23 protein-coding genes and 1 tRNA gene are annotated in these 26162 nt (G+C 69.6%); 14 read left to right on the plus strand and 10 right to left on the minus strand.

Features of this window, described 5'->3' with window-relative positions; all coding sequences use genetic code 11:
* Positions 1 to 230 precede the first annotated feature (230 nt).
* From A2G96_RS00390 to A2G96_RS00400, 3 genes are read left to right on the plus strand one after another with little or no spacing between them, the layout of a single operon-like run.
* A complete protein-coding gene (locus A2G96_RS00390) occupies positions 231 to 1034 on the plus strand; it encodes an SDR family oxidoreductase (RefSeq protein WP_062795770.1) in 804 nt (267 codons plus the stop codon).
* Between the two features lie 55 nt (positions 1035 to 1089).
* Positions 1090 to 1869 carry an enoyl-CoA hydratase-related protein gene (locus tag A2G96_RS00395; protein WP_062795772.1) on the plus strand — a complete coding sequence of 260 codons (780 nt, stop codon included), beginning with the start codon at positions 1090 to 1092 and terminating at the stop codon, positions 1867 to 1869.
* A gap of 33 nt (positions 1870 to 1902) precedes the next feature.
* Positions 1903 to 2733, plus strand: coding sequence for a crotonase/enoyl-CoA hydratase family protein (locus tag A2G96_RS00400; protein ID WP_062795774.1), 831 nt, complete (start codon positions 1903 to 1905; stop codon positions 2731 to 2733).
* Positions 2734 to 2742: 9 nt separating this feature from the next.
* Here the strand turns inward: A2G96_RS00400 and A2G96_RS00405 are convergent, their stop codons facing one another.
* The 3 genes from A2G96_RS00405 to A2G96_RS00415 form a co-directional block, all read right to left on the minus strand.
* Positions 2743 to 3111, minus strand: a complete 369-nt coding sequence (locus A2G96_RS00405) for a DUF2784 domain-containing protein (RefSeq protein WP_062801982.1) — start codon at positions 3109 to 3111, stop codon at positions 2743 to 2745.
* Between the two features lie 42 nt (positions 3112 to 3153).
* Positions 3154 to 4074, minus strand: coding sequence for a LysR family transcriptional regulator (locus tag A2G96_RS00410; protein ID WP_025586057.1), 921 nt, complete (start codon positions 4072 to 4074; stop codon positions 3154 to 3156).
* 148 nt (positions 4075 to 4222) lie between these two features.
* On the minus strand, positions 4223 to 4909 hold the full coding sequence (locus A2G96_RS00415; protein WP_062795776.1) for a hypothetical protein: 687 nt from the start codon (positions 4907 to 4909) through the stop codon (positions 4223 to 4225).
* Between the two features lie 260 nt (positions 4910 to 5169).
* Here A2G96_RS00415 and gcl point away from each other — a divergent pair, with 260 nt between their 5' ends.
* From gcl to A2G96_RS00450, 7 genes are all read left to right on the plus strand, one after another.
* Positions 5170 to 6954 carry a glyoxylate carboligase gene (gene gcl / locus A2G96_RS00420; RefSeq protein WP_062795778.1) on the plus strand — a complete coding sequence of 595 codons (1785 nt, stop codon included), beginning with the start codon at positions 5170 to 5172 and terminating at the stop codon, positions 6952 to 6954.
* Between the two features lie 146 nt (positions 6955 to 7100).
* Positions 7101 to 7883 carry a hydroxypyruvate isomerase gene (gene hyi / locus A2G96_RS00425; RefSeq protein ID WP_062795780.1) on the plus strand — a complete coding sequence of 261 codons (783 nt, stop codon included), beginning with the start codon at positions 7101 to 7103 and terminating at the stop codon, positions 7881 to 7883.
* Between the two features lie 252 nt (positions 7884 to 8135).
* Positions 8136 to 9056, plus strand: a complete 921-nt coding sequence (gene glxR, locus A2G96_RS00430; RefSeq protein ID WP_062795782.1) for a 2-hydroxy-3-oxopropionate reductase — start codon at positions 8136 to 8138, stop codon at positions 9054 to 9056.
* A 66-nt stretch (positions 9057 to 9122) separates the two neighbouring features.
* Positions 9123 to 10436 carry a glycerate kinase type-2 family protein gene (locus A2G96_RS00435; RefSeq protein ID WP_062795784.1) on the plus strand — a complete coding sequence of 438 codons (1314 nt, stop codon included), beginning with the start codon at positions 9123 to 9125 and terminating at the stop codon, positions 10434 to 10436.
* Between the two features lie 168 nt (positions 10437 to 10604).
* Positions 10605 to 12068 (plus strand): pyruvate kinase, encoded by a 1464-nt coding sequence (gene pyk / locus A2G96_RS00440; protein ID WP_062795786.1) that lies wholly within the window; start codon positions 10605 to 10607, stop codon positions 12066 to 12068.
* A gap of 244 nt (positions 12069 to 12312) precedes the next feature.
* A complete protein-coding gene (gene ypfJ, locus A2G96_RS00445) occupies positions 12313 to 13182 on the plus strand; it encodes a KPN_02809 family neutral zinc metallopeptidase (protein ID WP_062795788.1) in 870 nt (289 codons plus the stop codon).
* A 304-nt stretch (positions 13183 to 13486) separates the two neighbouring features.
* Positions 13487 to 16636 carry a multidrug efflux RND transporter permease subunit gene (locus tag A2G96_RS00450; protein WP_062795790.1) on the plus strand — a complete coding sequence of 1050 codons (3150 nt, stop codon included), beginning with the start codon at positions 13487 to 13489 and terminating at the stop codon, positions 16634 to 16636.
* Positions 16637 to 16748: 112 nt separating this feature from the next.
* On the opposite strand, the gene A2G96_RS00455 is transcribed toward A2G96_RS00450, so the two are convergent.
* The 3 genes from A2G96_RS00455 to A2G96_RS00465 form a co-directional block, all read right to left on the minus strand.
* A complete protein-coding gene (locus tag A2G96_RS00455) occupies positions 16749 to 17162 on the minus strand; it encodes a hypothetical protein (protein WP_062795792.1) in 414 nt (137 codons plus the stop codon).
* A gap of 280 nt (positions 17163 to 17442) precedes the next feature.
* Positions 17443 to 17871 carry a nucleoside diphosphate kinase regulator gene (gene rnk / locus A2G96_RS00460; RefSeq protein WP_062795794.1) on the minus strand — a complete coding sequence of 143 codons (429 nt, stop codon included), beginning with the start codon at positions 17869 to 17871 and terminating at the stop codon, positions 17443 to 17445.
* A 519-nt stretch (positions 17872 to 18390) separates the two neighbouring features.
* Complete coding sequence (locus tag A2G96_RS00465; RefSeq protein WP_062795796.1) at positions 18391 to 18822, minus strand: Cd(II)/Pb(II)-responsive transcriptional regulator; 432 nt, start codon at positions 18820 to 18822, stop codon at positions 18391 to 18393.
* A gap of 245 nt (positions 18823 to 19067) precedes the next feature.
* Here A2G96_RS00465 and A2G96_RS00470 point away from each other — a divergent pair, with 245 nt between their 5' ends.
* Both A2G96_RS00470 and htpX read left to right on the plus strand, forming a co-directional pair.
* Positions 19068 to 19412 carry a hypothetical protein gene (locus A2G96_RS00470; RefSeq protein ID WP_062801983.1) on the plus strand — a complete coding sequence of 115 codons (345 nt, stop codon included), beginning with the start codon at positions 19068 to 19070 and terminating at the stop codon, positions 19410 to 19412.
* Positions 19413 to 19536: 124 nt separating this feature from the next.
* Positions 19537 to 20415 carry a protease HtpX gene (gene htpX, locus A2G96_RS00475; protein ID WP_062795798.1) on the plus strand — a complete coding sequence of 293 codons (879 nt, stop codon included), beginning with the start codon at positions 19537 to 19539 and terminating at the stop codon, positions 20413 to 20415.
* A gap of 9 nt (positions 20416 to 20424) precedes the next feature.
* Here the strand turns inward: htpX and arfB are convergent, their stop codons facing one another.
* The 3 genes from arfB to A2G96_RS00490 form a co-directional block, all read right to left on the minus strand.
* Positions 20425 to 20829 carry an alternative ribosome rescue aminoacyl-tRNA hydrolase ArfB gene (arfB, locus tag A2G96_RS00480; RefSeq protein WP_062795800.1) on the minus strand — a complete coding sequence of 135 codons (405 nt, stop codon included), beginning with the start codon at positions 20827 to 20829 and terminating at the stop codon, positions 20425 to 20427.
* A 28-nt stretch (positions 20830 to 20857) separates the two neighbouring features.
* Positions 20858 to 21673 (minus strand): MipA/OmpV family protein, encoded by an 816-nt coding sequence (locus A2G96_RS00485; RefSeq protein ID WP_062795802.1) that lies wholly within the window; start codon positions 21671 to 21673, stop codon positions 20858 to 20860.
* Between the two features lie 164 nt (positions 21674 to 21837).
* Positions 21838 to 21913 (minus strand) — tRNA-Arg (locus tag A2G96_RS00490).
* 464 nt (positions 21914 to 22377) lie between these two features.
* Here A2G96_RS00490 and A2G96_RS00495 point away from each other — a divergent pair.
* Entirely contained in the window at positions 22378 to 23277 is a 900-nt protein-coding gene (locus A2G96_RS00495) for a c-type cytochrome (protein WP_062795804.1), read from the plus strand.
* 78 nt (positions 23278 to 23355) lie between these two features.
* Here the strand turns inward: A2G96_RS00495 and hemN are convergent, their stop codons facing one another.
* Positions 23356 to 24828, minus strand: coding sequence for an oxygen-independent coproporphyrinogen III oxidase (hemN, locus tag A2G96_RS00500; RefSeq protein ID WP_062795806.1), 1473 nt, complete (start codon positions 24826 to 24828; stop codon positions 23356 to 23358).
* Positions 24829 to 25025: 197 nt separating this feature from the next.
* Between hemN and A2G96_RS00505 the strand changes: the two genes are divergently transcribed.
* Positions 25026 to 26153: an ABC transporter substrate-binding protein gene (locus A2G96_RS00505; protein ID WP_062795808.1), complete on the plus strand. Its 1128-nt coding sequence runs from the start codon at positions 25026 to 25028 to the stop codon at positions 26151 to 26153.
* Positions 26154 to 26162 lie beyond the last annotated feature (9 nt).

The raw sequence follows: 26162 nt of genomic DNA on the forward strand, positions 1-26162 counted from the left end.
CCCGTCGCGCCAGCACGCGTGAAAGCGAATCGCGCCTTCGGGTTAGGATGCCGCAGGCCCCGCCAGAGGCCCGCGCCGTCCCGCCTCGCTGCGGTGGCAGCCGCACACGATAACAACCACAGGGAGACCGCCATGCGCCATCGCGCGATACCTGCCGTGCCGCCGCCCCGCCGGCGCTAGCGCTCGCCTGCCACCGCCCTGCCCCCGACCGAAATCGAAAAGGACTTCCCATGCCCAGCGCCTTCCGCCCCGACGCCTTTGCCGGCAAGACCGTCTTCGTCGCCGGCGCCTCGTCCGGCATCAACCTTGGCATCGCGCACGGCTTTGCGCGCGCCGGCGCGCGGCTGGCGCTGATCAGCCGCACCGCCGAGCGCATCCAGGCCGCCGCCGACACCATCACCGCGGCCGGCGGCACCGCCATCGGCATGGCCGCCGACGTGCGCGACTACGCCGCGGTCGAGGCCGCCTTTGCGCGTGCGCAGGACGAACTGGGCCCCATCGACGTGGTGATCTCCGGCGCCGCCGGCAATTTCCTCGCGCCCGTGGTCGGCATGTCGGCCAACGCCTTCAAGACCGTGGTCGATATCGACCTGCTTGGCACCTTCAACGTGTTCCGCGCCAGCTTCGACCACCTCAGCAAGCCGGGCGCGTCGCTGATCGCGATCACCGCGCCGCAGGCGGTCAACGCGATGATGTTCCAGGCCCATGCCTGCGCCGCCAAGGCCGGCATCAACATGCTGATCAAGTGCCTGGCGATGGAATGGGGCCCGGCCGGCGTGCGGGTGAACGGCATCTCGCCCGGCCCGATCGCCGACACCGAAGGCATGGCGCGGCTGGCGCCGACGCCCGAGATCGAGGCCCGCTACAAGGCGCGCCTGGCGCTGCGCGACTACGGCACCAAGGACGACATCGCCGATGCCGCGATGTACCTGAGCAGCGACAACGCCAGCTACGTCACCGGCACCATCCTCGACTGCGACGGCGGCAGCAAGCTGGGCGACGCCTCGGCCGACGCGCTGAAGAAGCCGCAATAGCCTGGCTGCACCGGATATCCGCACCCGCAACGACCCAGAAACCAGGAGAACCACCATGACGGCAACCGTCCTCTACCAGGCCAGCGAAGGCGTGGCCACGCTGACCCTGAACCGCCCGGAGGTGCTCAATGCACTGAACGCCGACATCCTGCGCGAACTGCGCGAGGCCGTCGATCGCGCCGCGGCCGACGCCGAGGTGCGCGCCGTGCTGCTGACCGGCGCCGGCCGCGGCTTCTGCGCCGGCGCCGACCTGGCCGCGCGCCAGGGCGGCGGCGTGTCCGATTCCGGCACGCTGCTGCGCGAGCGCTACCACCCGATCATCATGGCGCTGCGCGAGATGCCCAAGCCGGTCATCACCGCAGTCAACGGCGTCGCCGCCGGTGCCGGCATGAGCCTGGCGCTGGCGGGCGACGTGGTGCTGGCGGTGCGTTCGGCCAGCTTCCTGCAGGCGTTCTCGAAGATCGGCCTGATCCCGGATGCCGGCAGCACCTACTTCCTGCCGCGCTATGCCGGCGAGATGCGCGCCCGCGCGCTGGCCATCCTGGCCGAGAAGATCGACGCCGAGGAAGCCCACCGCATCGGCCTGGTGTGGAAGGTGCATGACGACACCGCGCTGCAGGACGAGGCCGGCAAGCTGGCCCGCCACCTGGCGAGCATGCCGACCATGGCCTACGCCATGATCAAGCAGGCGCTCAACCAGAGCTTCGGCAACGACCTGGCCGCGCAGCTGGAAGTCGAAGCCACGCTGCAGTCGCGCGCCAGCCGCAGCGAAGACTGCCAGGAAGGCGTGGCCGCCTTCGTCGAGAAGCGCAAGCCACAGTTCAAGGGCCGCTGAGCGCGGCGACTGCCACTACTTCCAGGAGTCCGCATGAGCGTCAGCAATGAACGTATCCTCATGACGATCGAAGGCGGCGTCGCCGACGTCCGCCTGAACCGCCCCGACAAGATGAACGCACTCGACCAGGCCATGTTCGATGCGCTGATCGAGACCGGCGCACAGCTCGCGCGCCTGCCGGACCTGCGCGCGGTGGTGCTGTCCGGCGAAGGCCGCGCCTTCTGCGCGGGACTGGACATGGGCCGCATGGCCGGCATGTTGTCCGATGGCGGCGGATCGCACGACGACAGCATCGGCGCCGGCCGCCTCGGCAAGCGCACCAATGGCATCTCCAATCGCCCGCAGTACGCCTGCATGGTATGGCGCGAGCTGCCGGTGCCAGTCTTTGCCGCGGTGCATGGCGTGGCCTTCGGCGGCGGTCTGCAGGTGGCGCTGGGCGCCGATGTCCGCTATGTCGCGCCGGACGCCAGGCTGTCGGTCATGGAAATGAAGTGGGGACTGGTGCCCGACATGGCGGGCATGGTGCTGACGCGCGGGCTGGTGCGGCCCGACGTGCTGCGCGAGCTGATCTACAGCGCGCGCGTGCTGAACGGCAGCGAGGCGTGCGAGCTGGGGCTGGGCACCTACCTGGCCGACGACCCGCGCGCCGCGGCGCTGGCCGCCGCGCGCGAAGTCGCGCAGAAGAACCCGGATGCGATCCGCGCCGCCAAGCGCCTGATGGCCGTGGCGGAGCGCGGCGACCACGCCGCCATCCTGCAGGCCGAATCCGACGAGCAGGACCGGCTGGTGGGCTCGCCCAACCAGCGCGAAGCGGTGCTGGCCAACCTGGAGAAACGCGCGCCGCGCTTCACGCAGGCAGGCTGAAAACAGCTCTCAGTGGTGGCGCCGCCGGCGCCACCACAGCGCATAGATCGCGACGTTCACCACCAGCACCACCAGCCCCAGCCAGAGCTGCACCGCGGGCGTCAGCCCCGCCGGATAGATCAGCGGCAACAGGTAGCGCTCGACAAAGCCGCCGCTGTAGCCGGCCTGCCCGGCAGCCCGGCGCAACGTGTTTTCCAGCGGCGTCAGCGGGCAGATCCAGCCGGCCCATTCGATCAGCACGCCCCACACCGCCGCGGGCAGGTGCACCCATGCGACGCGCGGCCAGCGCAATACCATCAGGCCGCCCGCCACCACGAATACGATAAACAGCGCGTGCGCGATGACGACGAGGTCGGCCAGCCAGGCGGCGATCGGCATCGGCATCGACATCGGTATCGGTATGCGGCGGCGGCGGCGGCCTCAGTTGCCGCCCGCCGTGTCCATCCAGTAGCCCGGGCGCGCGAACTGCGCCTTCAGGTGCTCGATGAAGAAGCGGATCTTGGCCGGCACCGGACGCTGCTGCGGGTACACGGCGAGGATGTCGTAGGCGGGCAGCGCGTATTCGTCCAGCACCGTGATCAGCTCGCCGCTCTCCAGCTGCGGCAGGATCTCCCAGGTGGAACGCCAGCCCAGGCCCAGGCCTTCGCCGGTCCAGCGGTGCAGCAGCTCGCCGTCGTTGCAGTCGAGGTTGCCGTTGACGCGCACGGTCACGGTCTTGCCGTTCTGGCTGAAGTACCAGCCGCGCTGCTGGCCGCCCTGCAGGTTGAACGCCAGGCAGTTGTGCTGGGCCAGGTCGTCCAGCGTCTGCGGCACGCCGTACTTGGCGAAGTACGCCGGCGTGCCGCACACCACGCGCTTGTTCGACGCCAGCTTGATCGCGACGAAGTTCGGATCGATCGCGCCGCCGATGCGGATGCCGACGTCATAGCCCTCGCGCACCAGGTCGACCACGCGGTCGGTCAGGTTGAACGAGATCTGCACCTCGGGGTTGCTGGCCAGGAACGCCGGCGCGTGCGGCGCCACGTGCTTGCGCCCGAACGCCGCTGGCGCCGACACGATCAGGTGGCCGGTGGCCTTGTGCTTGCCCTCGGCGATCAGCATCTCGGCGCGGTCGAGGTCGGCCAGCGCCTTCTTGCACTGCTCCATGAACACCGCGCCCTGCTCGGTCACGGCGATTCGGCGCGTCGACCGGTGCAGCAGCTTGACGCCGATGCGGGCTTCGAGCGCGTTGATGCGGCGGCCGATCATCACCGGCGTGACGTTCTGCGTCAGCGCCGCGGCGGCCATGCTGCCGTGCTCCACCACGGCGATAAAGGCTTCGATTTGCTTGAGTTTGTCCATCGGATATTGGTCTCCCGGGCGCCATTGTGCGGCATCGCCGGGGTTGTGGCATCCCTGCGCGGCTGATGGACCGGATCGAAGCGGCCGCATAAGGGCTGCTGCCCGGGCCCGCCACGGGCACGCGGCGGCACCCGGTGCGCGGCTAGGTTCAGCCCGCGCCGGCGGTGCGCTTGCCAAGCTGCGCGTTCAGTTCGGCCGCCTCGCCCAGCACATGAGCCAGGCGCCGCAGCGGCCGGCTGCATTGCAGATGCAGATACAGGTAGCAGGCTGCGCCGGTCACCACCATCACGCCGTAGAGCCACAGCAGCGTGCCGCCCACGGCCTGCTGGCGCGGCAGCGCGGCCAGCACCGCGGCGGCCGGCGCCAGCGCCAGCAGCACCGCCAGCGTGCGCGCCGCACCCTCCCATAGCCGCAGCTGCAGCGCCACGCGCCGCTGGCGCGCCTGCAGCTGCTGCGGCGGGATCCGCGCCAGCCGGCGCAGCAGTGCGTCTTCGGCGGCGCTGTCGCGGTCCAGCTCGGCGGCCTGCCAGCGCAGCGGATGGCGCAGCCGCGCCAGCACCGTGCCGGCGCGGGCCAGCCCGGCGCCGACATAGCACGCGGCCGCCAGCGCCAGCAGGGCCTCGAAGCCGCGCAGCGACCACGGCGGCACGGCCTGCTTCAGCCCCAGGCGCCATACCGCCAGTCCGGCGCCGCACAGGATCGTCGCGACCAGCGCCGCAATAAAGCCAAGCCACAACGCGCGCCCGAGCCGGCTGTCTGGCGCGGGCGCAGCCTCGGGCGCGGCGGCGGCAAGCGCTTCCAGCAGTTCATAGGTGGACGGCAGCCTGGAATACATGGTCGGCCCGGATGGCAGGAAATGCCGCCATTTTGCCGCAGCGCTGGCGTACCCAGTGCTGCGCGGCGTGTCCGTACCGTCACACCGCATATCCAATGGCATGCATCGGCGTACGTGCGCCGACCGTCCGGCGTGGCTTTCCAGCCCATATTGCGTACTACAGGTATCGAATCAACTGATCGCCCTTCTGTTTATCCCAACCGGCCTGCGGGAATAGGATCGACTCCAACGAAATTCCCACCATTACCGGAGACAAGATCATGGCAAAGATGAGAGCAATCGACGCGGCAATCGCCGTGCTGGAGAAGGAAGGCGTGACCACCGCGTTCGGCGTGCCGGGCGCGGCCATCAACCCGTTCTACTCGGCGATGCGCAAGTCGGGCAACATCAGCCACGTGCTGGCCCGCCACGTCGAAGGCGCCTCGCACATGGCCGAAGGCTACACCCGCGCCGAGCCGGGCAATATCGGCGTCTGCGTCGGCACCTCCGGCCCCGCCGGCACCGACATGATCACCGGCCTGTATTCGGCCTGGGCCGATTCGATCCCCATCCTCTGCATCACCGGCCAGGCCCCGCGCGCACGCCTGTACAAGGAAGACTTCCAGGCCGTCGACATCGAATCGATCGCCAAGCCCGTGACCAAGTGGGCCGTGACCGTGCGCGAGCCGGCGCTGGTGCCGCAGGTGTTCCAGCAGGCCTTCCACATCATGCGCTCGGGCCGCCCGGGCCCGGTGCTGATCGACCTGCCGTTCGACGTGCAGGTTGCCGAGATCGAATTCGATCCGGAGACGTACCAGTCGCTGCAGCCGTACAAGCCGGCCGCCTCGCGCGCTCAGATCGAGAAGGCCATCGCCATGCTGAACGCGGCCGAGCGCCCGCTGATCGTGTGCGGCGGCGGCGTGATCAACGCCGATGCCTCGGAACTGCTGGTCGAGTTCGCCGAGCTGGTCAACGTGCCGGTGGTGCCGACCCTGATGGGCTGGGGCGTGCTGGCCGACGACCACCCGCTGCAAGCCGGCATGGTCGGCCTGCAGACCTCGCACCGCTACGGCAACGCCACGCTGCTGGCCTCGGACTTCGTGATGGGCATCGGCAACCGCTGGGCCAACCGCCACACCGGCAGCGTCGACGTCTACACCAAGGGCCGCAAGTTCGTGCACGTCGATATCGAGCCCACCCAGATCGGCCGCGTGTTCGGCCCGGACCTGGGCATCGTCTCCGACGCCAAGGCCGCGCTGGAACTGTTCGTCGAAGTCGCGCGCGAAATGAAGATGGCCGGCCGCCTGCCGTGCCGCAAGAGCTGGGTCGCCGACGTGCAGAAGCGCCGCCGCACCATGCAGCGCAAGAGCGACTTCGACAACGTGCCGGTCAAGCCGCAGCGCGTGTACCGCGAGATGAACCAGTACTTCCCGCGCGACGTGCGCTACGTCAGCACCATCGGCCTGTCGCAGATCGCCGCGGCCCAGTTCCTGTCGGTCAACCAGCCGCGCCACTGGATCAACTGCGGCCAGGCTGGTCCGCTGGGCTGGACCATCCCGGCCGCGATCGGCGTGAAGACCGCCTCGCCGGATTCGGACGTGGTGGCGATCTCGGGCGACTACGACTTCCAGTTCATGATCGAAGAGCTGGCCGTGGCCGCGCAGTTCAAGGTGCCGTACATCCACGTGGTGGTGAACAACTCCTACCTCGGCCTGATCCGCCAGGCGCAGCGCAACTTCGAGATGGACTACTGCGTGCAGCTGGCCTTCGACAACGTCAACGCCCCCGAGCTGAACGGCTATGGCGTGGACCACGTCAAGGTGGTCGAGGGCCTGGGCTGCAAGGCGATCCGCGTGTTCAAGCCGGAGGACATCGCCCCGGCCTTCGCCGAAGCGCGCGACCTGATGGCCGAGTTCTCGGTGCCAGTGGTGGTCGAGGTGATCCTGGAGCGCGTGACCAATATCGCGATGGGCACCGAGATCGACAACATCAACGAGTTCGAGCCGATCGAAGACCTCGAGGACATCGAGGAAGCGATCCTGAAGGAAGAAGTGGAAACGGCGTAAGACGCTATCGCGCCCTGCAGTCCTGCACGTCATTCCCGCGCATACCCAAAGGGCACGTGGGCGGGAATCCAGCGTCCTTCAAAAAGTCACTGGGTTCCCGCCCTCGCGGGAACGACAAACAAAAACCAAGTCACAGGAGATGACAAATGACCAAACTTGCGGCCAATCTCACGATGCTGTTCAATGAAGCGGGCTTTCTCGACCGCTTCGAAGCCGCCGCGCGCGCGGGCTTCCGCGGCGTGGAGTTCCTCTTCCCGTATGCGTTCCATGCGGACCAGATCGCTGACCGCCTGAACCGCTTCCAGCTCGACCTGGTGCTGCACAACCTGCCCGCCGGCAAGTGGGATGCGGGCGAGCGCGGCATTGCCTGCCACCCGGACCGCGTCGGCGAGTTCCAGGACGGCGTCGGCGAGGCCATCAAGTACGCCAAGGTGCTGGGCGTGCGCCAGCTGAACTGCCTGGTCGGCATCCTGCCGCAGAACGTCAGGCGCGAGCAGGCGCAGGAAACGCTGGTCGAAAACCTGCGCTTCGCCGCCGGCGCGCTGGCCGCCGAGCATATCGACCTGCTGGTCGAGCCGATCAACACCTTCGACATCCCGGGCTTCTTCCTGTCGCGCACGCAACAGGCGCTGGACCTGATCACCCAGGTCAACGCGCCCAACCTGTACGTGCAGTACGACATCTATCACATGCAGCGGATGGAAGGCGAGATCGCCAACACCATCAAGGCCAACCTGCCGAAGATCAAGCACATCCAGCTGGCCGACAACCCGGGCCGCAACGAGCCGGGCACGGGCGAGCTGAACTACCAGTACCTGTTCAAGTTCCTGGACGAGATCGGCTACAGCGGCTGGATCGGCTGCGAGTACAAGCCGAAGGCCACCACCGAAGCGGGCCTGGGCTGGCGCGCCGCGCACGGCGTGCAGTAAGCGCTTGTTTGCTCCCCTCTCCCGCCTGCGGGAGAGGGGCCGGGGGTGAGGGCAGGAGGTTCAAAGGCTGAGGCCGGTGGGTTGACACCGTTGGCCCCGCTTGATGTGGCACCCAGCTAGCCCACCCCTCACCCCAACCCTCTCCCCATGAGGGGAGAGGGAGAACACCTTGCTTTGGCCAGCTCGGGCGGCTTGGGAGCACCCGACACCGCTGGCTTCGATTTCATTTTTCTTATTCTTAGGAGACATCACATGGCAACCACTCGCAACGTCGGCTTCATCGGCCTGGGCATCATGGGCGCACCGATGGCGGGCCACCTGCGCGCCGCCGGCCACACGCTGTTCGTGCATGACGTCAACCCGGCCCCGCAGGCGCTGGTCGATGCAGGCGTGACCGTCTGCACCAGCGCCGAGGAAGTCGCCAAGCGTGCCGACATCATCATCATCATGGTGCCGGACACGCCGCATGTGGAAGCGGTGCTGTTCAGCGAGAAGGGCGTGGCCGCCGCGTTCAAGGCGGCCGGCAAGGAAGCCAGCTACAGCAAGATCGTGGTCGACATGAGCTCGATCTCGCCGATCGCCACCAAGGACTTCGCCGCGCGCATCAACAAGCTGGGCGCTTCGTACCTGGACGCGCCGGTGTCGGGCGGTGAAGTGGGCGCCAAGGCCGCGTCGCTGACGATCATGGTTGGCGGCCCGCAGGAGGCCTTCGACCAGGTCAAGCCGCTGTTCGAGCTGATGGGCAAGAACATCACGCTGGTGGGCGGCAACGGCGACGGCCAGACCACCAAGGTGGCCAACCAGATCATCGTCGCGCTGAACATCCAGGCCGTGTCCGAAGCGCTGCTGTTCGCCTCCAAGGCCGGCGCCGATCCGGCCAAGGTGCGCGAGGCGCTGATGGGCGGCTTTGCCGCATCGCGCATCCTGGAAGTGCACGGCGAGCGCATGGTCAAGCGCACCTTCGACCCGGGCTTCCGCATCGAGCTGCACCAGAAGGACCTGAACCTGGCGCTGCAGGGTGCCAAGGCGCTGGGCGTGGCGCTGCCCAACACCGCCACCGCGCAGGAGCTGTTCAACACCTGCTCGGCCAACGGCCTGGGCAAGCAGGACCACTCGGCCCTGTGCCGCGCGATCGAGATCATGTCTAACCACCAGATCGCCAACGCCAAGTAAGCAGCAACCTGTCGTCCCCGCCTCGCGGGGACGACTCGCTTTCCCCGTCAGCACCCAGGATTCTTCATGCTCGTCACCGAACCCCAAGCCGCCCTGCTGTCGCCCCAGCGCACCGCAGCCAGCGCTGAACCGCGCGCGCTGCTGCGCGACCTGTTCGATACCGCGGTCGCCTCCGTCAGCGCCAGCCACTGCCTGCCGCCGCACCTGCCCGCGCCGCCCAAGGGCCGCACCGTGGTGATCGGCGCCGGCAAGGCCGCCGCGGCGATGGCGCAGGCGGTGGAAGCGAACTGGCCAGGCGAGCTGTCGGGCCTGGTGGTGACGCGCTACGGCCACGGCGCCGACTGCAAGCGCATCGAAGTGGTCGAGGCCGCCCACCCGGTTCCCGACGAAGCCGGCGCGCGCGCCGCGCAGCGCATGGTGGAACTGGTGCAGGGCCTCACCGCCGACGACCTAGTGCTGTGCCTGATCTCCGGCGGCGGCTCCGCGCTGCTGGCGGCGCCCGCGCCGGGCCTGACGCTGGCCGACAAGCAAGCCGTGAACAAGGCGCTGCTCAGGAGCGGCGCCAGCATCGGCGAGATGAACTGCGTGCGCAAGCACCTGTCGGCGCTCAAGGGCGGCCGCCTGGCGCTGCATTGCGCGCCGGCACGCGTGGAAACGCTGCTGATTTCCGATATTCCCGGCGATGACCCGACGCTGATCGCCAGCGGCCCGACGCTGCCCGACGCAACCACCTGCGCCGACGCGCTGGCGGTGATCGCCAAGTACGGCATCGAGGTGCCGGCCAACGTGCGCGCGCACCTGGAGAGCGGTGCCGGCGAAACCCCCAAGCCCGGCGATGCGCGCTTCCACGGCCACCGCAGCGTGACGCTGGCCACCGCGCAGCAGGCGCTGGAAGCCGCCGCGGCGCGCGCGCGCGAACTGGGCTTCGAGGCCCATATCCTGTCCGACTGCATCGAGGGCGAAGCGCGCGAAGTCGCCGAAGTGCATGCCGCGATCGCGCGCCAGGTGGCGCAGCGCGGCCAGCCCTTCGGCAAGCCGTGCGTGATCCTGTCCGGCGGCGAGACCACCGTGACCGTGCGCGGCAAGGGCCGCGGCGGACGCAATGCCGAGTTCCTGCTGGCGCTGGCGGTGGCGCTCGACGGCCTGCCCGGCGTGCATGCGATCGCCGGCGACACCGATGGCATCGATGGCTCCGAGGACAACGCCGGCGCGCTGCTGTCGCCCGACACGCTGACCCGCGCCGGCGCGCGCGGGCTGCATGCGCGCGCGCACCTGGAGAACAACGACGGCTACGGCTTCTTCGCCGGACTGGACGACCTGATCGTCACCGGCCCGACCCGCACCAACGTGAACGATTTCCGCGCGATTTTGATCACCTGATTTCTTGTCGTTCCCGCGCAGGAGGGAACCCAGTGACGTTCAAAGACGCTGGATTCCCGCCCACGTGCCCTTTGGGTATGCGCGGGAATGACGGAGTGGCATAGCACAGTAGTACCGACTGACTCGCGGCGCCGACGCGCCGCTACCGAGAATGGAAGAGGAGACATCATGAGACGCCAGCGCAAAGCGAAGATCGTGGCCACGCTCGGCCCCGCCAGCACCGACATCGCGGTGATCCGCGCGCTGTTCGAGGCCGGCGCCGACGTGTTCCGGCTGAACTTCAGCCACGGCACGCACGACGACCACCGCGCGCGCTACGACGCGGTGCGCCAGGTCGAGGCCGAGACCGGCCGCCCCATCGCCGTGCTGGCCGACCTGCAGGGCCCCAAGCTGCGCATCGGCACCTTCGCCGCCGGCAAGGTCGCGGTGCGCACCGGGGATGTGTTCGTGCTCGACAGCGACCCGACCCCGGGCGACGGCACCCGCGTCTACCTGCCGCACCCCGAGCTGTTCCAGGCCGCACAGCCAGGCCAGTCGCTGCTGATCGACGACGGCAAGGTGCGCCTGGCGATCGAGTCGGTCACCACCGGCACCATTACCACGCGCGTGGCCAACAACGGCTCGCTGTCCGACCGCAAGGGCGTGAACGTGCCCGACGCGGTGATCCCCATCCCCGCGCTGACCGAGAAGGACCGCAAGGACCTGGACTTCGCGCTGTCGCTGGGCGCCGACTGGATCGGCCTGTCGTTCGTGCAACGCCCGTCAGACATCGTCGAGGCGCGCGAGATCGTCGGCACCCGTGCCGGCATCCTGTCCAAGATCGAGAAGCCGGCCGCGCTGCAGCAGCTCGAAGAGATCGTGCGGGTGTCCGATTCGGTGATGGTGGCGCGCGGCGACCTGGGGGTGGAGCTGCCGCCCGAGCGCGTGCCCGGCGTGCAGAAGCGCATCCTGCGCGTGTGCCGCCAGCTGGGCAAGCCGGTGGTGATCGCCACGCAGATGCTGGAATCGATGATCGACTCGCCGGTGCCGACCCGCGCCGAAGCGTCGGACGTGGCCAGCGCCATCTATGAAGGCGCCGATGCGGTGATGCTGTCGGCCGAGTCGGCCAACGGCCGCTACCCGGTGCCGGCGGTGTCGATGATGAACCGCATCGTTACCGAGGTCGAGCGCGACCCGCTGTACCGCAACCTGCTCGACGCCCAGCACGAGACCCCGCTGAACACGCGCCAGGATGCCATTTGCGCCGCGCTGCGCGAAGTCACGCACATCATCGGCGCGGCCGCGACGGTGACCTATACCTCGTCGGGCTCGACCGCGCTGCGCGCCGCGCGCGAACGGCCGTGCGCACCGATCGTCAGCATCACGCCGAACCTGGAGATCGCGCGCCGGCTGGCGATCGCGTGGGGCATCCACTCCACCGTGAGCCCGGACGTGCAGAGCGTGGACGAAATGGTCGAAGCCGCCACGCGCGCCGCCGTTGCCGAAGGCTACGCCGCGCCGGGTGACCAGATCACCATCGCCGCCGGCATGCCGTTCGGCCAGGGCGGCACCACCAACCTGCTGCGCGTGGCCGAAGTCAGCGCCAGCGTGGTGGCCGCCGCGCCTGCTGCACGCGAGGCCGCACTGGCCTGAGCGCGCGCTCGCGCGTTCCCGCTCCGGAACCTCCAGGCCATCACGGAACCGGGTGCAAACCCGGTTTCTTCGCTTTGCCGCACACCGCCCGCATTGCCCGTCTCCAGGGCGAGTGGGCGGTGTTTTTTTTGGCGTGCCGCGGCGCGCGTCCGCGGGCACGGCGCGCTGCTGCAACGAGCGCCCAGGCGCGGATTGCTATACTGAATTCCACTTCCTCCACCTATTCCCCAAGCCCGGAGCCCCCATGCGCCTCGATGACGAAGCCGAAAGCCAGCACGTTGAAGACCGCCGCGGGGGCTTCGGCGGCCTTGGCGGCAAGTCGATCGGCATCGGCACGGTCATCATCGCGCTGGCGGCGTCGTACTTCTTCGGCATCGACCCGATGCTGATCATGCAGGGCGCGTCGGTGCTGCAGGGCTCCGGCCCGCAGCAGCAACAGCAGCAGGCCGACCGGCCGCCGGCGACGGACCAGATGACGGTGTTCACGCGCAAGGTGCTGGGCAATACCGAGCGCACCTGGCAACACATCTTCGAAACCCAGCTCAACCGCCGCTATGCACCGCCGACGCTGGTGCTGTTCTCCGGCGCCACGCCGACGGCATGCGGCACCGGCCAGTCGGCGATGGGCCCGTTCTACTGCCCGGGCGACCAGAAGGTCTATATCGACCTGGCCTTCTATGACGAACTGCGCCAGCGCTTCGGCGCCGGCGGCGACTTTGCCCAGGCTTATGTGATCGCGCACGAGATCGGCCACCATGTGCAGAACCTGCTGGGCGTCTCGGACAAGGTCGACAGCGCGCGCCGCCGCATGGGCGAGGCCCAGGCCAACCAGCTGTCGGTGCGCATGGAGCTGCAGGCCGACTGCCTGGCCGGGGTCTGGGCCGCCACCGCGCAGCGCGCCAACCAGCAGCTGCTGGAGCCCGGCGATATCGAGGAAGGCCTGAAGGCCGCCGCCGCCATCGGCGACGACCGGCTGCAGCGCCAGTCGCAGGGCTATGTCGTGCCGGAAGCGTTTACCCACGGCTCCAGCGAGCAGCGCGTGCGCTGGCTGCGCCGCGGCCTCGAGTCCGGCGACATCCGCAAGTGCGACGCCTTCGCCGCGCGCGACCTGTAGTTCCCGGTCCCGCCCCCAACCTCGGTGGGGGCCGACAATGTGACGTTTGCGTTGTCCGGGCCGCGCTTCCCTGTCTATAATCGCCGGCAAGGCCGCAGTATGACGGCCGGTCGCCGGCGTCGATCCTCACCGGTCTTTCCCGCCGCAGCGCCGGGTCCTTCCCCGCCGGACCCCCGTACCTCTGGTACGCGCCAACTTGCCGCAATCGTTGCGGCGTCTCCGCACCCAAGCCGTTCCGTTCCAACCGCACCGGAGCCACGGCCGATCTTCACTTGCCGTGCGCCCGTGCCAGCCCTGACCTGACATGGCGTCGTTTTTCCTGAAGCGCCCGGCGTTCGCCTGGGTGCTGGCCATCCTGACCGTGGTGGCGGGCCTGCTGGCCCTGAACCGCATCCCCATCGCCCAGTATCCGGCGGTGGCGCCGCCGACGGTGATCATCTACGCCGATTACCCCGGCGCGTCCGCGCGCACGGTGGAGGACCGCGTCACCGCGGTGCTGGAGCAGCAGATGCACGGCATTCCCGGCCTGCTCTACCTCGATTCCAGCAGCGAGGGCGGCACCGCCACGGTGACGCTCGGCTTCCGCCAAGGCACCGACCCGCAGCTGGCGCAGGTCAACGTGCGCAACCGCGTGGCCCAGGCCGAGCCGCTGCTGCCCGAGGCGGTGCGGCGCGGCGGGGTCTATGTCGACCAGGCCAGCAGCAGCGCCTTCATGTATGTGTCGCTGGTGTCGGACAGCGGCCAGCTCGACGAAACCGCGCTGGGCGACTTCGCCGCCGGCTCGGTGCTGCCGCTGCTGCGCCGCCTGCCCGGCATCGGCAAGGCCGAGCCCTACGGCGCCGAATACGCGCTGCGGATCTGGTTCGACCCCGACAAGCTGAACGCCTTCAACCTGACCACGGCCGAGGTCGAGGCCGCCATCCGCGCGCGCAACGGCAACGTCACGCCGGGCCAGCTGGGCGGCGCGCCGGCCGTGCCGGAGCAGCCGTTCCAGGCGATCGTGCGCCCGCCCGCGCCGATGAGCGACGCGCAGGCGTTCGGACGCATCGTGGTGCGCGCCGCCACCGACGGTTCGGCGGTGCTGCTGCGCGACGTGGCGCGGGTGGAACTGGCCGCCAGCGACTACCGCTACGGCTCCACGCTGAACACGCGCAACGCCGCGTCGATCGGCCTGAAGCTGGCCGACGGCGCCAACGTGCTGCAGACCTCGCGCACCGTGCGCGCCGCGCTCGATGCCGCCAGCAAGGGCTTCCCGGGCGACGTGCGCTACGAGATCTCGTATGACGGCGCCACCTTCGTGCAGGCGTCGATCTCGCGCGTGGTGCTGACGCTGATCGAGGCCACGGTGCTGGTGTTCCTGATCCTGTACCTGTTCCTCGGCAACCTGCGCGCCACGCTGATTCCGTGCATCGTGGTGCCGGTGTCGCTGCTGGGCACGGTCGCGTGCCTGTACGCGCTGGGCCTGTCGCTGAACGTGATCACGCTGTTCGGCGTGGTGCTGGCGATCGGCATCCTGGTCGACGACGCCATCGTGGTGGTGGAAAACGTCGAGCGCATCATGCGCAGCGACGGCGTCGGTGCAATGCAGGCTGCGGCGCGCTCGATGCGCGAAGTCTCCGGGGCGCTGATCGCGGTAACGCTGGTGCTGTGCGCGGTGTTCGTGCCGATGGCGTTCTTCGGCAGCGCGGTGGGCGTGATCTACCGGCATTTTGCCGTGACGCTGGCGGTGTCGATCGCGTTCTCGCTGTTCTTTGCGCTGACGCTGGCGCCGGCGATGTGCGCCAGCCTGCTGCGCCACAGCGCCGCGCCGGCGCGCGGGCCGCTGGCGTGGTTCGATGCGCGCTTTGCCGCGTTCACCGCACGCTATGCCGGCTGGGTGCAGGCGCTGCAGCGCCGCCGGCTGCGCTGGCTGGCGGTGTACCTGGCGCTGACGCTGGCGTGCGGCTATGCGCTGTGGAAGATGCCGAGCGGCTTCCTGCCCGAAGAGGATACCGGCGAGATCGTGGTCGACGTGGAACTGCCCGCCGGCAGCACGCAGGCCGACACGCGGCGTTTGGTTGCGAGCCTCGAGCAGTGGATGCGCGACCAGCGCTACCCGGTGCATTCGAGCTTTGCCGTGCTGGGCTGGTCCAGCGGCGGCAGCGGCGAGCAGCGCGCCAGCCTGTTTATCGGCCTGACCGACTGGAAGGCGCGCGGGCGCGGTCACAGCGCGCAGGCGGTGCTGGAGCGGCTTGCGGCCGGCCTCGAAAGCTGGTCTGGCCGCGGCGCGGCGCAACTGTTCGCCTACAACAGCTCGGCGCTGCCGGAACTGGGCAGCATCGGCGGCCTGGACATGCGGCTGGTGGCGCGCCAGCCAGTCGGCCGCGAGGCGCTGTTCGCCGCGCGCGACAAGCTGATCGAACGCGCCAGACAGGACCCGGTGCTGGGCGAGGTGCGCGCAACCACCGGCCAGCCCGTGCCGGCGCTGGACCTGAAGATCGACTACCGCAAGGCCGAGGCCTTCGGCGTCGACGCCGAAGCCGTGCACCACACGCTGTCGGCGACGCTGGGCTCGCGCTATATCGACGAAGTCGCGCGCGAAGGCCGGGTGCGGCGCGTGATCCTGCAGGCCGATGCCCCGTTCCGCATGCAGCCGGACCAGCTGGCGCGCGTGCATGTGCGCAACGTCCACGGCGCGATGGTGTCGCTGGCGGCGTTCGCGTCGCTGGAATGGGGGCAAGGCGAGGTCACGCTGGAGCGCTTCGACGGCTTCAGCTCGGTGCGGATCAATGCCGAAGTGGCGCCGGGATACACCACCGGCGCGGCGATGACGCGGCTGACGGAACTGGTGCGCGGGCTGGGTCCCGAATTCGACGTGCGCTGGACCGGGCGTGCCTACGAGCAGCAGCAGACCGGCACGCAGGCGCCGTGGCTGTTCGCGCTGTCGCTGCTGTTTATCTTCCTGTGCCTGGTGGCGTTGTATGAAAGCTGGACCCTGCCGCTGGCGGTGATTGCGATCGTGCCGACCGGCCTGATGGGCGCGGCCGCCGCGATCTGGCTGCGCGGCATGCCCAACGATGTCTACTTCAAGGTGGGCGTGGTGGTGATCATGGGCCTGGCGGCCAAGAACGCCATCCTGATCGTCGAATATGCCGAGCAGTTGCGGCGCGGGGCCGCCGGCGCCATGGACGTGGTCGAAGCCGCCACGCGCGCGGCGCGCCAGCGGCTGCGCCCGGTGGTGATGACCTCGCTGGCGTTCGTGCTGGGGGTAGTGCCGCTGGCCATCAGCACCGGCCCCGGCGCAGGCGCGCAGCAGGCGGTCGGCACCGGCGTGCTGGGCGGCATGCTGGGCGCGACCGTGCTGGGCACGCTGGCGGTGCCGCTGCTGTACGCGGCGATCGCGCGCCGCTTGCAGCGCGCGCAGCCAGCGCCGGAACAAGCGCCGGAACAAGCGGCAGCGGCAGCTACGGAATAGAAAAACGCCTGCCAGGCGAAGAGAGAAGGAGGAGGAGGTCGGCCGGGCAGGCGGGAGAGAAAACTTGCGGCCACCGCAGTGGCCGCGTCGGGTCTTGGGGCAGACCCGGGGATCAGACGCGATAGCCGTACAGCGAACCATCGCCGGAGCGCGAGTTGTCGAGCGCGCGTTCGGCCACGTCACCGGTGAAGGTGTGCGTGCCTTCGCTGAAGGTATCGAACTTGTCGCGCTTCGAGATCTCGCCGCTGAAGCTGCGCGCCCCTTCGCTGAAGGTGTCGAACTTGCCGTCGCGGCGCGAGCCTTCCGAGTACGGGTCGAAGCGACCGGTGCGGGCGCCGTCGGTGTAGGTGTCGAACTTGCCTTGCTTGGCGCCGTCCGTGTACACATCGTACTTGCCGACCCGCAGCGCGTCGGCATACACATCGAACTTGCCAACCTTGCTGGCAGCGGGGGCAGCCATCGCCGTAGCGGACGCGGCCACTGCCGCGAACACGAGCGCGCCGCCAAGGATACGTCTGGCGATCATTTGGGACTCCTTCAACTGATTTCGTCGTTCTTTCTTGTCGGTCCGGGATGGGACTCCGGCCGCTCTGCAATCTATGTTGCGATGCGAGCACGGACTGAAGATTAGTCACGGCCCGCGCGAGCAGAAATACCGCTGCGACGAATGGTGCGTTGCGAGTCGTGAAACGACTCGCTTGCCGATGAATGGTGTCCGCGGATCGCCGGCGATACGCCGCCACGGGTGGGTGCGCGTGGCGGCAACCGCACCCGCGAGGGCACGCCCGGGCGGGCGTGGCGCGGGCTCAGAGCGTGTACTGGCCGCTGGCTTCGGGCTGGAACGCGATCTCGGCGACGCTTACCTGCTGCTCGCGGCCATCGGGCAGGCGGTAGCTGACGGTCTGGCCGGCGCGCGCGCCCAGCAGCGCCTGGCCCACCGGCGACAGCACCGACAGCCGGCCGGCGTCGAAGTCGGCGGCGTCGGGATACACCAGGGTCCAGTTGCGCGGCGCCTGCTCGCCCGGCAGCGTGCACACCACGCGCGTGTTCATCGTGACCACGTCGGTCGGGATCTCTTCGGGCGCGACGATGGTGGCGCGCGCCAGCAGGCTGTCGAGCATGTCCTCGAGCTGGGCCGAGCCGGCGCGGCTGGCGATGCGCTCCAGGCGGGTGACGTCGAGTTCGGTCAGGTACAGGGTGGCATTCTGGTGGGTCTTGGTCTTGGTGGCCGTCATGGCGGGTCCTCCGGCAGTCGTGGGTGGGCGCGGCCGGCCTGCGATGGCGGGCGGCGGCGGTCAGGTCTTGCGGGTTGGCGTGCCGCGCAGCGGCGCGCGCATCAACGGATCGGCAAAAGCGTTGCGGCGATCGCCGGCAACAACGGAAACGCTGGCTCGGGCCCGGTTCGGCCCGGGCCCCGCTATGGGAGACGAATCAGGCTGGGAACCGGGCGGAATCAGGCGGTGCGCTGATCCGGCGGGGAGACATCGCGCGCTTGGCGCGCTGGGGCAGACTGGGGGCCAGGGCGAGCGCGGACGCGTGCGCGCGGCCGGTCCGCAGCGGGCGGACAGGCGCATCGGGCATCGGCGTCAGGCGATCGGTCATGGTCATTGCGGAAAAGGATAAGCGGCAGCCGATGGCTTGCTGCAACGGCGAGCCCGGAAGTGGTGGCTCACCTGCCTTGCTGCCCCGCTTCGTGCACCGTGCTGGTGCGAAGTCGGAGCAACCATCGTAGCACAGCGCCGCGCTCGGGGTCGTCACCCGTTGGTGGCATGGCACTCACAGCCCGCCCCCGCCGCCGCCTGCTGCAGGTTCTGCAGGATGCCGCACGCGCTGGCGGGCTGGTGATGGCGGCAGGTTTCGCGCAGCGCGCGCAGCTGTCCTTCGAGCGCCTCCAGCGCCACGCGCTGGGCGTGGATCTGGGCGATCTGGCGATCCAGCAGCGTGTTGATGTCGTCGCAGTCCTGCGACGGGTTGCGCTCGAACTCGCGCAGCCGCCTGACGTCGGACAGGCTCATCCCGAGCGAACGGCAATGGCGCACGAAGTTCAGCTGCACCACATGGCCCTCGTCATAGCGGCGGTAGCCGTTGGCCTCGCGCCGGGGGGCGTCGAGCAGCCCTTCGCGCTCGTAATAACGGATGGTCTCGACATCGCAGCCGCTCGACCGTGACAGTTCGCCGATACGCATATGCCTGCTCCTTGCCATACCCTGTAACGACTACAGGGTTGATGATAGTGTAGGCCAGCCGGCCGCATCCTGCAGACGGTGGCGAAGCTGCCGAACCGTCCGTATCGTCCGTGTCGTCCGTGTCGTCCGTGTGATAGCGCCGCCACGGCGCCGCCAGCGCCTTGCGGCATCCTGTAGAATTCCTTCCACTTCCACCGATAAGCCGTCCCCTGTTCGTGCGCGCCCTGCGGCTGCTCCTGCTGGTCATGATGCTGGCCTTCCTGCCCCTGCCGGGCTGGGCGGCCGCATTGGCGCACGCGGTGGTGTCCACCACCGAAGCGACGGCTGTACCTTCTGCTGCGCACAGCGCCGACAATGCCGCCGAAGCGGATCAAGCCGCCGTGACCGGCGACCCGGCCGGCGATCCTTTACCGCTTCCCGAAGCTGCCGAGCCGCAATGGCAGCCCGGCGCCGACCTGGCCGAGCAACTGCTGCCCGCCACGCCCTTGCGCCTGGCCCCCTGGGCCGGCCGTGCCGGGCCGCCGCGCTATGCCGGCGCCCTGCTGCCCGAACCCGACCTGCCGCGGCTACCGCGACCGCCGCGCGCCTGATCCCCACGGCGCGGCCCGGCCGCGCCCGCCCGAACCCGCGTGCCGCGCACGAGTGCGGCGCGCGCCTGCGGTCCGACCGCATCCTTGCGCCTCCAGGCGCGACCCACCACTGCTCCACACACACATGAAACGCGTACTGCTTTTCCTGGCGACCAACCTCGCCGTCATGCTTGTCCTCAGCATCACCGCCAGCGTGCTCGGGGTGAACCGCTTCCTGACCGCCAACGGGCTCAACATGGGCATGCTACTGGCGTTTGCCGCGCTGATGGGTTTCGGCGGCGCCTTTATCTCGCTGCTGATGTCCAAGACCATCGCCAAGTGGTCGACCGGCGCGCAGGTCATCACCCACCCCAGCACCAGCACTGAGCTGTGGCTGGTGCAGACCGTCGAAAAACTGGCGCAGCGCGCCGGCCTGCCGATGCCGGAAGTGGCCATCTACGAGGGCGAACCCAATGCCTTCGCCACCGGCGCCACCAAAAACAGCTCGCTGGTGGCGGTGTCCACCGGCCTGCTGCAATCGATGTCGCACGAAGAGGTCGAGGCCGTGCTGGCGCACGAGGTCGCCCACGTCGCCAACGGCGACATGGTCACGCTGACGCTGATCCAGGGCGTGGTCAACACGTTCGTCATCTTCCTGGCGCGCGTGGTCGGCTACTTCGTCGACTCGATGCTGCGCAAGAACGACGAGGAATCGAGCGGCCCCGGCATCGGCTACATGGTCACGGTGATCGTGTGCGAGATCGTGTTCGGCATCCTGGCCAGCATCATCGTGGCCTGGTTCTCGCGCCGGCGCGAGTTCCGCGCCGATGCCGGCGCCGCCGGCATGATGGGCACCCCCACGCCGATGGTCGCGGCGCTGCGCCGCCTGGGCGGGCTGGATCCGGACGGGCTGCCGCAGAACATGCAGGCCATGGGCATCGCCGGCGGCAAGTCGTGGATGGCGCTGTTCTCGAGCCACCCGCCGATCGAGCAGCGCATCGCCGCGCTGCAGTCGGCGCGCTGAAGCCAGCGTTCAGTCGAACACGCGGCCGCGCAGCGCCTTGACCTGGCTGCGCTGGCTCTTGCTCTCGAGCCGGCGCTGGCGCGACGCCAGCGTCGGCCGCGTCGGCCGGCGCACGCGCGGCGGCGTGGCCACGCTGCGCACCAGCTCGTGCAGGCGCCGCACCGCCTCGTCGCGGTTCTGGTCCAGGCTGCGGAACTGCTGCGCCTTGATCACCACCACGCCGTCGCGCGTGATGCGATGGTCATGCAGCGCCAGCAGCCGCTCCTTGTGGTCGGGCGCGAGCGACGACGCGCGCACGTCGTAGCGCAGGTGCACGGCGTTCGAAACCTTGTTGATATTCTGGCCGCCCGCCCCCTGGGCCCGGATCGCGGTGATCAGGTATTCGTGATGGGGGATGACGAGGTCGTCGGTCATGCCTCGATCATAGCAAGCGCGCTCCGGGCTAGCGCCACGCATAGGCGATGCCGACGCCATACGTGATCTGGTTGCGCGTGCCGCGCTGGGTCACGATCGGGCTGTCGGCGGCCGCGCCGGCCAGGCGCTGGCCGTACACCATCGCGCCGCCATACCAGTGCTTGTCGAGCTGCCAGATCAGCGCCAGCCAGCCGGTGAACTGCTCGAGCCCGCCGCCCGGGCTGTAGGCCGGCAGGCCGCTGGCGGCCGCATCGGCCTGCGTCACGCCGAAATAGGTGCGGTTGAAGCTGCCGCTGACCCAGGTCGCGCCCAGCCCCGCACCCGCATACAGGCGCGGGTGCAGCGGCACCCATAGCGAGCCGGTCGCGTTGACGCGCGCGCCGCCATAGACGATGCCGGCATTGGTCATCACATTGACGCCGCCGCGCAGCCGCCACGGGACGGGGCCCGCATTGACGTATTCATAACCGATAAAGCCGCCGGCCTCGACCGTGGTGTCGATCTCGTGCAGGCGCGCCACCACCGGGTCATCCACGTCGTTGCGGCCCAGCCGCAGGCCCACTGCCGGCCCCCACTGGAACCCGGTCAGCCCGCCGAAATTGAACTGCGCATAGGGCCCGTACCACTCCAGCAGCCGCCCGCCCGGCGTGACATAGCGCAGGCCGGGGACTACGCCGACCATGCGGTCCTTGCCGCCGGCGAATTCCGTGGTCGAGCCGATGCCGAGCCCGGCCATGTTGGGCAGGGAGCCAGGCAGGCTCAGCGGCGTGGCAATGGCTGCGGCGCTGGCGCCGGCCAGCACCAGTGCAGCCAGCCCGCGTGGGAGGTTCGTCGGAATCGCCATGGCGGTCTGCGGCGCGGCACCATCGGCGCGCCCGGTTTGGTGGAATGTGTGAATCTATCAGCACCGGGGCGCGCCACCCGCCAAAGGCGTGCTGAAAGTTTTCGTCGGCGAGTTAAAGCGTGCCCGCCGCGACGCGGACACTGCGTGGGACATCGGAGGAAAATTGGCGCGCCCGGCTGGGATCGAACCAGCAACCCCTGCCTTCGGAGGGCAGTACTCTATCCATTGAGCTACGGGCGCACAGGACGGTTTTGCAACCGGTTTTGCGGGTACAGCGGTTGCGGCGGGCGAATGCCGCCGCAGGAAAGTCGCATAGGATACCGCTTTTGCCCGGCGCCGTCCATGTGGGGCCGAAACGGGCGCCGGGGAACGTCTCGCAACCGCCGCTTTTTGGCACTGGCAGGGGGGCTTTGGCGCTATAATCGCCAGCTATTTGCGTCAAATCGTGCCCGTCGCGCCGTCGACGCAACGAGTCGACCGGGGTCAAATCCGGGCGGCTGGTTGTCGGCGACAATCGGGCCCCGGTCCGGGAGACAGTCCGAGGTACGCAAATGGCAACAGACCCAAGTCAGGCAAGGGCCGCAGGGGAGCGCGGGCGGTCCGGATGGGGCCGGATAGTGGTCAGCGAAGGGCCACACCAGGGCCAGAAAAAGCAAGCCGAGCGTAAGCGGCCAGAAGGTTTCCTGCAAAACTGAGAGTTCTGTATGAGCGACGTCCACAACGAACACCCCGAGCACGAGTCTCCCATCAAAACCCCGAAGCAGCTGATCGCAGTCGTGATCGCGGCGTTCCTGGTGCCGATCATCGTGATCATCCTGCTGGTCAACTTCGTCGGACACGGCTCGACCGAAAGCGCCGGCGCGAACACCGCGGCCGAGGCCGTCAACGACCGCATCAAGCCGGTCGCCTCGCTCGAAATCAAGGATCCCAACGCGCCGCGCGTATTCAAGACCGGCGAACAGGTCTACAAGGAAATCTGCGCCGCCTGCCACGCCACCGGCGCGGCGGGTGCGCCCAAGCACGGTGCCGCCGCCGACTGGGCCGCGCGTATCGGCCAGGGCTTCGACGGCCTGATGAAGTCGGTGCTCAACGGCAAGGGCGCGATGCCGCCGCGCGCCGGCAGCACGCCTGACGACTACACCGATTACGAACTGGCCCGCGCCGTGGTCTACCTGGCCGACGCCGGCGGCGCCAAGTTCCCCGAGCCGCCCGCCCCGGCCCCCGCCGCTGCCGCGCCGACCACGGCTGCAGCCCCTGATGCGGCCGCCCCGGCTGCCGCGGCAGCGCCGGCTCCCGCCGCGGCTCCGGCAGCCGCTGCCGCACCGGCTCCGGCCGCTGCTGCTGCCGCTCCCGCCGCGGCCTCGGCCGAAGTGGGCAAGAAGGTTTATGAGCAGGTCTGCGCCGCCTGCCACGCCGCCGGCGTGGCCGGTGCGCCCAAGTTCGGCGACAAGGCCGCCTGGGCGCCGCGCCTGAAGGAAGGCATGGACGCGGTCCACAACTTCGCGCTCAAGGGCAAGGGCGTGATGCCGCCCAAGGGCGGCTATGCCGGCCCGGACGCTGACGTGATCGCGGCGTCGGACTACATGGCCAACGCCGCCAAGTAAGCCGGCTGACCGCAACAAAAAACCCGCGCATCCTGCGCGGGTTTTTTTTCGCCCTGCTGCCGGGATCGATGTTTCGGCTTACACCACGCGCGAGTAGCGCGGCACGATGCGGATCGGCTGGGCGCCGTCGTTGGCGGCGCGCGCGCCGTTGTCGACTGGCCGGGCGGCGTCGTCGCGCAGGTAGCGGTCGAACACCATCGCCACGCGCCGCACCAGCAGCCGGCCCAGCGGCGTCACGGTGATGCGGCCGGGCTCGCGGCGTACCAGCCCGTCCGCGGCCAGGCGCTCGAGCTCGGCCAGCTCCGCGGCAAAGGTCCGGTTGAAATCGATGCCATGCCGCGCCTCGATCGCCGGCAGTTCGAGCACGCCATTGCACATCAGGTCGCCGATGATTTCGCGCCGCAGGTGGTCGTCGGCCGTCATCGCCACGCCGCGCGCCAGCGGCAGGCGGCCCTGGTCGAGCGCGCCGTAGTAGTCGTCGAGCGTGCGTGCGTTCTGCACGTAGCGACCCGCGATCGCGCCGATCGCCGAGATGCCGAGGCCGACCTGGTCATAGCCGGCGTGCGTCGAATAGCCCTGGAAGTTGCGCTGCAGCCGGCCCTCGCGCTGGGCCACGGCAAGGTCGTCGTCGGGCAGCGCGAAGTGGTCCATGCCGATATAGACATAGCCCTCGGCGGTCAGCCGCTCGATGGTCGAGACCAGGATGTCGAGCTTCTCGCCGGCCGGCGGCAACGCGTTTTCGTCGATGCGGCGCTGCGGCTTGAATACGTGCGGCAGGTGGGCGTAGCTGTAGACCGAAAGCCGGTCGGGCCGCAGCGCCAGCACCTGGTCGATGGTGCGGCCGAAGCGCGCCGCGGTCTGGTGCGGCAGCCCGTAGATCAGGTCCAGGCTGACCGAGCGGAAGCCGAGCGCGCGCGCGGCATCGACCACGGCGCGGGTCTCCGCGAACGGCTGGATGCGATGGATGGCCTGCTGCACCTCGGGGTCGAAATCCTGCACGCCCAGGCTGACGCGGTTGAAGCCCAGCTCGGCCAGCAGCGCCATGCGGTGCTGGTCGACGCGGCGCGGATCGATCTCGATCGAGTGCTCGCCGTCGGCCGCCAGCAGGAAGTGCGTGTTCAGCAGCGCCATCACGCGACGCATTTCCTCCGGGTTCAGGAAGGTCGGCGTGCCGCCGCCCCAGTGCGACTGGATCACCTGCCGGCGCTCGCCGAGCCGCCCCGCCACCAGCGCCATCTCGCGGCCCAGGTAGCTGACGTAGCGCGCGCTGCGGCCGTGGTCGCGGGTGATGATCTTGTTGCAGCCGCAGTAGTAGCAGATGTTCTCGCAGAACGGGATATGCAGGTACAGCGACAGCGGTGCCGGCGCGTTGGCGCGGCAGGCGTCCAGCGCGTCGTGGTACAGCGACGGGTCGGGACGGTTGTGGAAGCGGTCGGCGGTCGGGTACGAGGTATAGCGCGGGCCGTTGCCGTCGATGCGCCCGGCAAGCGCGCGGAAGTCGGAGAGTGCGCGACGGTCGAGCGCGGGGGAAGTCATGGCAGGCGGGTTCATGGGGGCGCGGGGGAATGGGTATGCGACACGTCATCGTAGGACCGGGCCGCCGCCTGCAGCTTGACCGCCGTCAAGGGCGCGCCTGAGCCGAGCGGCGCCGCTGCCGCCGGGCTGCGCGCGTACGTCACATTGGCGTCATGGGTGCCGGGTACGCTGCGCGCCACCGCGCCCGCGCGCGATCCGTCACCGTGCCAGCCATGCCCAGTTCCCGCCGCCCCGACCCGCCCACGCCGTACCCACCGCTGCGCTGTCACCCGCCGGCACATTCCGGCCGGCGCCGGCTGCTTGCCGCGACCGGCCTGGTGCTGGCGCTGCCTGCGTTGGCTCCTCAGGCCCAGGCGCCGCGCACGGTGGTGGTCGGGCATCTGGTCGACCGCAACGGCGCGCAGTCCGACCTGGCGCGCGACTACCTGGCCGGCGCCAAGGTCCTGTTCGACGCCGTCAACGCCGCCGGCGGACCGGTGCGGATCCAGCATGTGGTGCGCGATGCGGACCCCGATCCGCGCCGCGCGCTGGCGCAGGCAGTGTCGCTGGCCGATACCGAGCATGCGGGGCTGCTGTTCGGCCCCGGCGACCGGCTGCTGCCCGTGCTGGCGTCATCGACCGAACTGGCCCGGCGCGGCATGCAGATCGTCGCGCCGCTGTCGGGGCTGGCGCTGGCCGCGGACAATGTCTGGTACACGCGGGCCGACTACCAGGCCGAACTGGACGCGGCCGCGCAACAGTTGCGCGGCTACGGGCTGACGCAGATCGCGCTGGCGGTGGCGCCGGACTTTGCGGTGTCGTCGCTGGCCCGGCTGGAAGCGCAGACCGGCACCCGCGCGGTGCTGCTGGAAGGCAATGGCGAAGCTGCGGCGCGGCGCATTGCCGCAACGCGCCCCGGCGCGGTGATCGTCGCCGGCGACACCCTGGCCTATGCCGAGCTGGGCCGGGCGCTGGCGGCGCAGGGGTGGTACGGCTTCCTGGTCGGACTGTCCGCGGTCAGCGCCAATGCCGCGCGCGAGATCCTGGGCCGCGGCTACGCCGGCGGCATGGTGCTGACCCAGGTTGCGCCCGGCCCGCAGCAGGCAACATTGCGGGTGGTGAAGGAACACGTGGCGCGCATGAAGCAGTACCTGGACGAACCGCCATCGCCTGCGACGCTGGCCGGCTATATCGGCGCCGCCTGGCTGGCGCGGGCGTTGCAGGGCGTCCGCACCGGCGGCGCGGCGGAACTGCGGCGCGCGCTGCAGAGCCGCGTCGACGTGGGCGACTTCACGCTCGACTTCACGCGCGGACAGCGCGGCTCGCAGTACGTCACGCTGGCGGTGTCGGGCGCGCGCTAGGGCTTCGAT

Origin of the sequence: Cupriavidus nantongensis, assembly GCF_001598055.1 — a bacterium.
Classification (GTDB): Bacteria; Pseudomonadota; Gammaproteobacteria; order Burkholderiales; family Burkholderiaceae; genus Cupriavidus; species Cupriavidus nantongensis.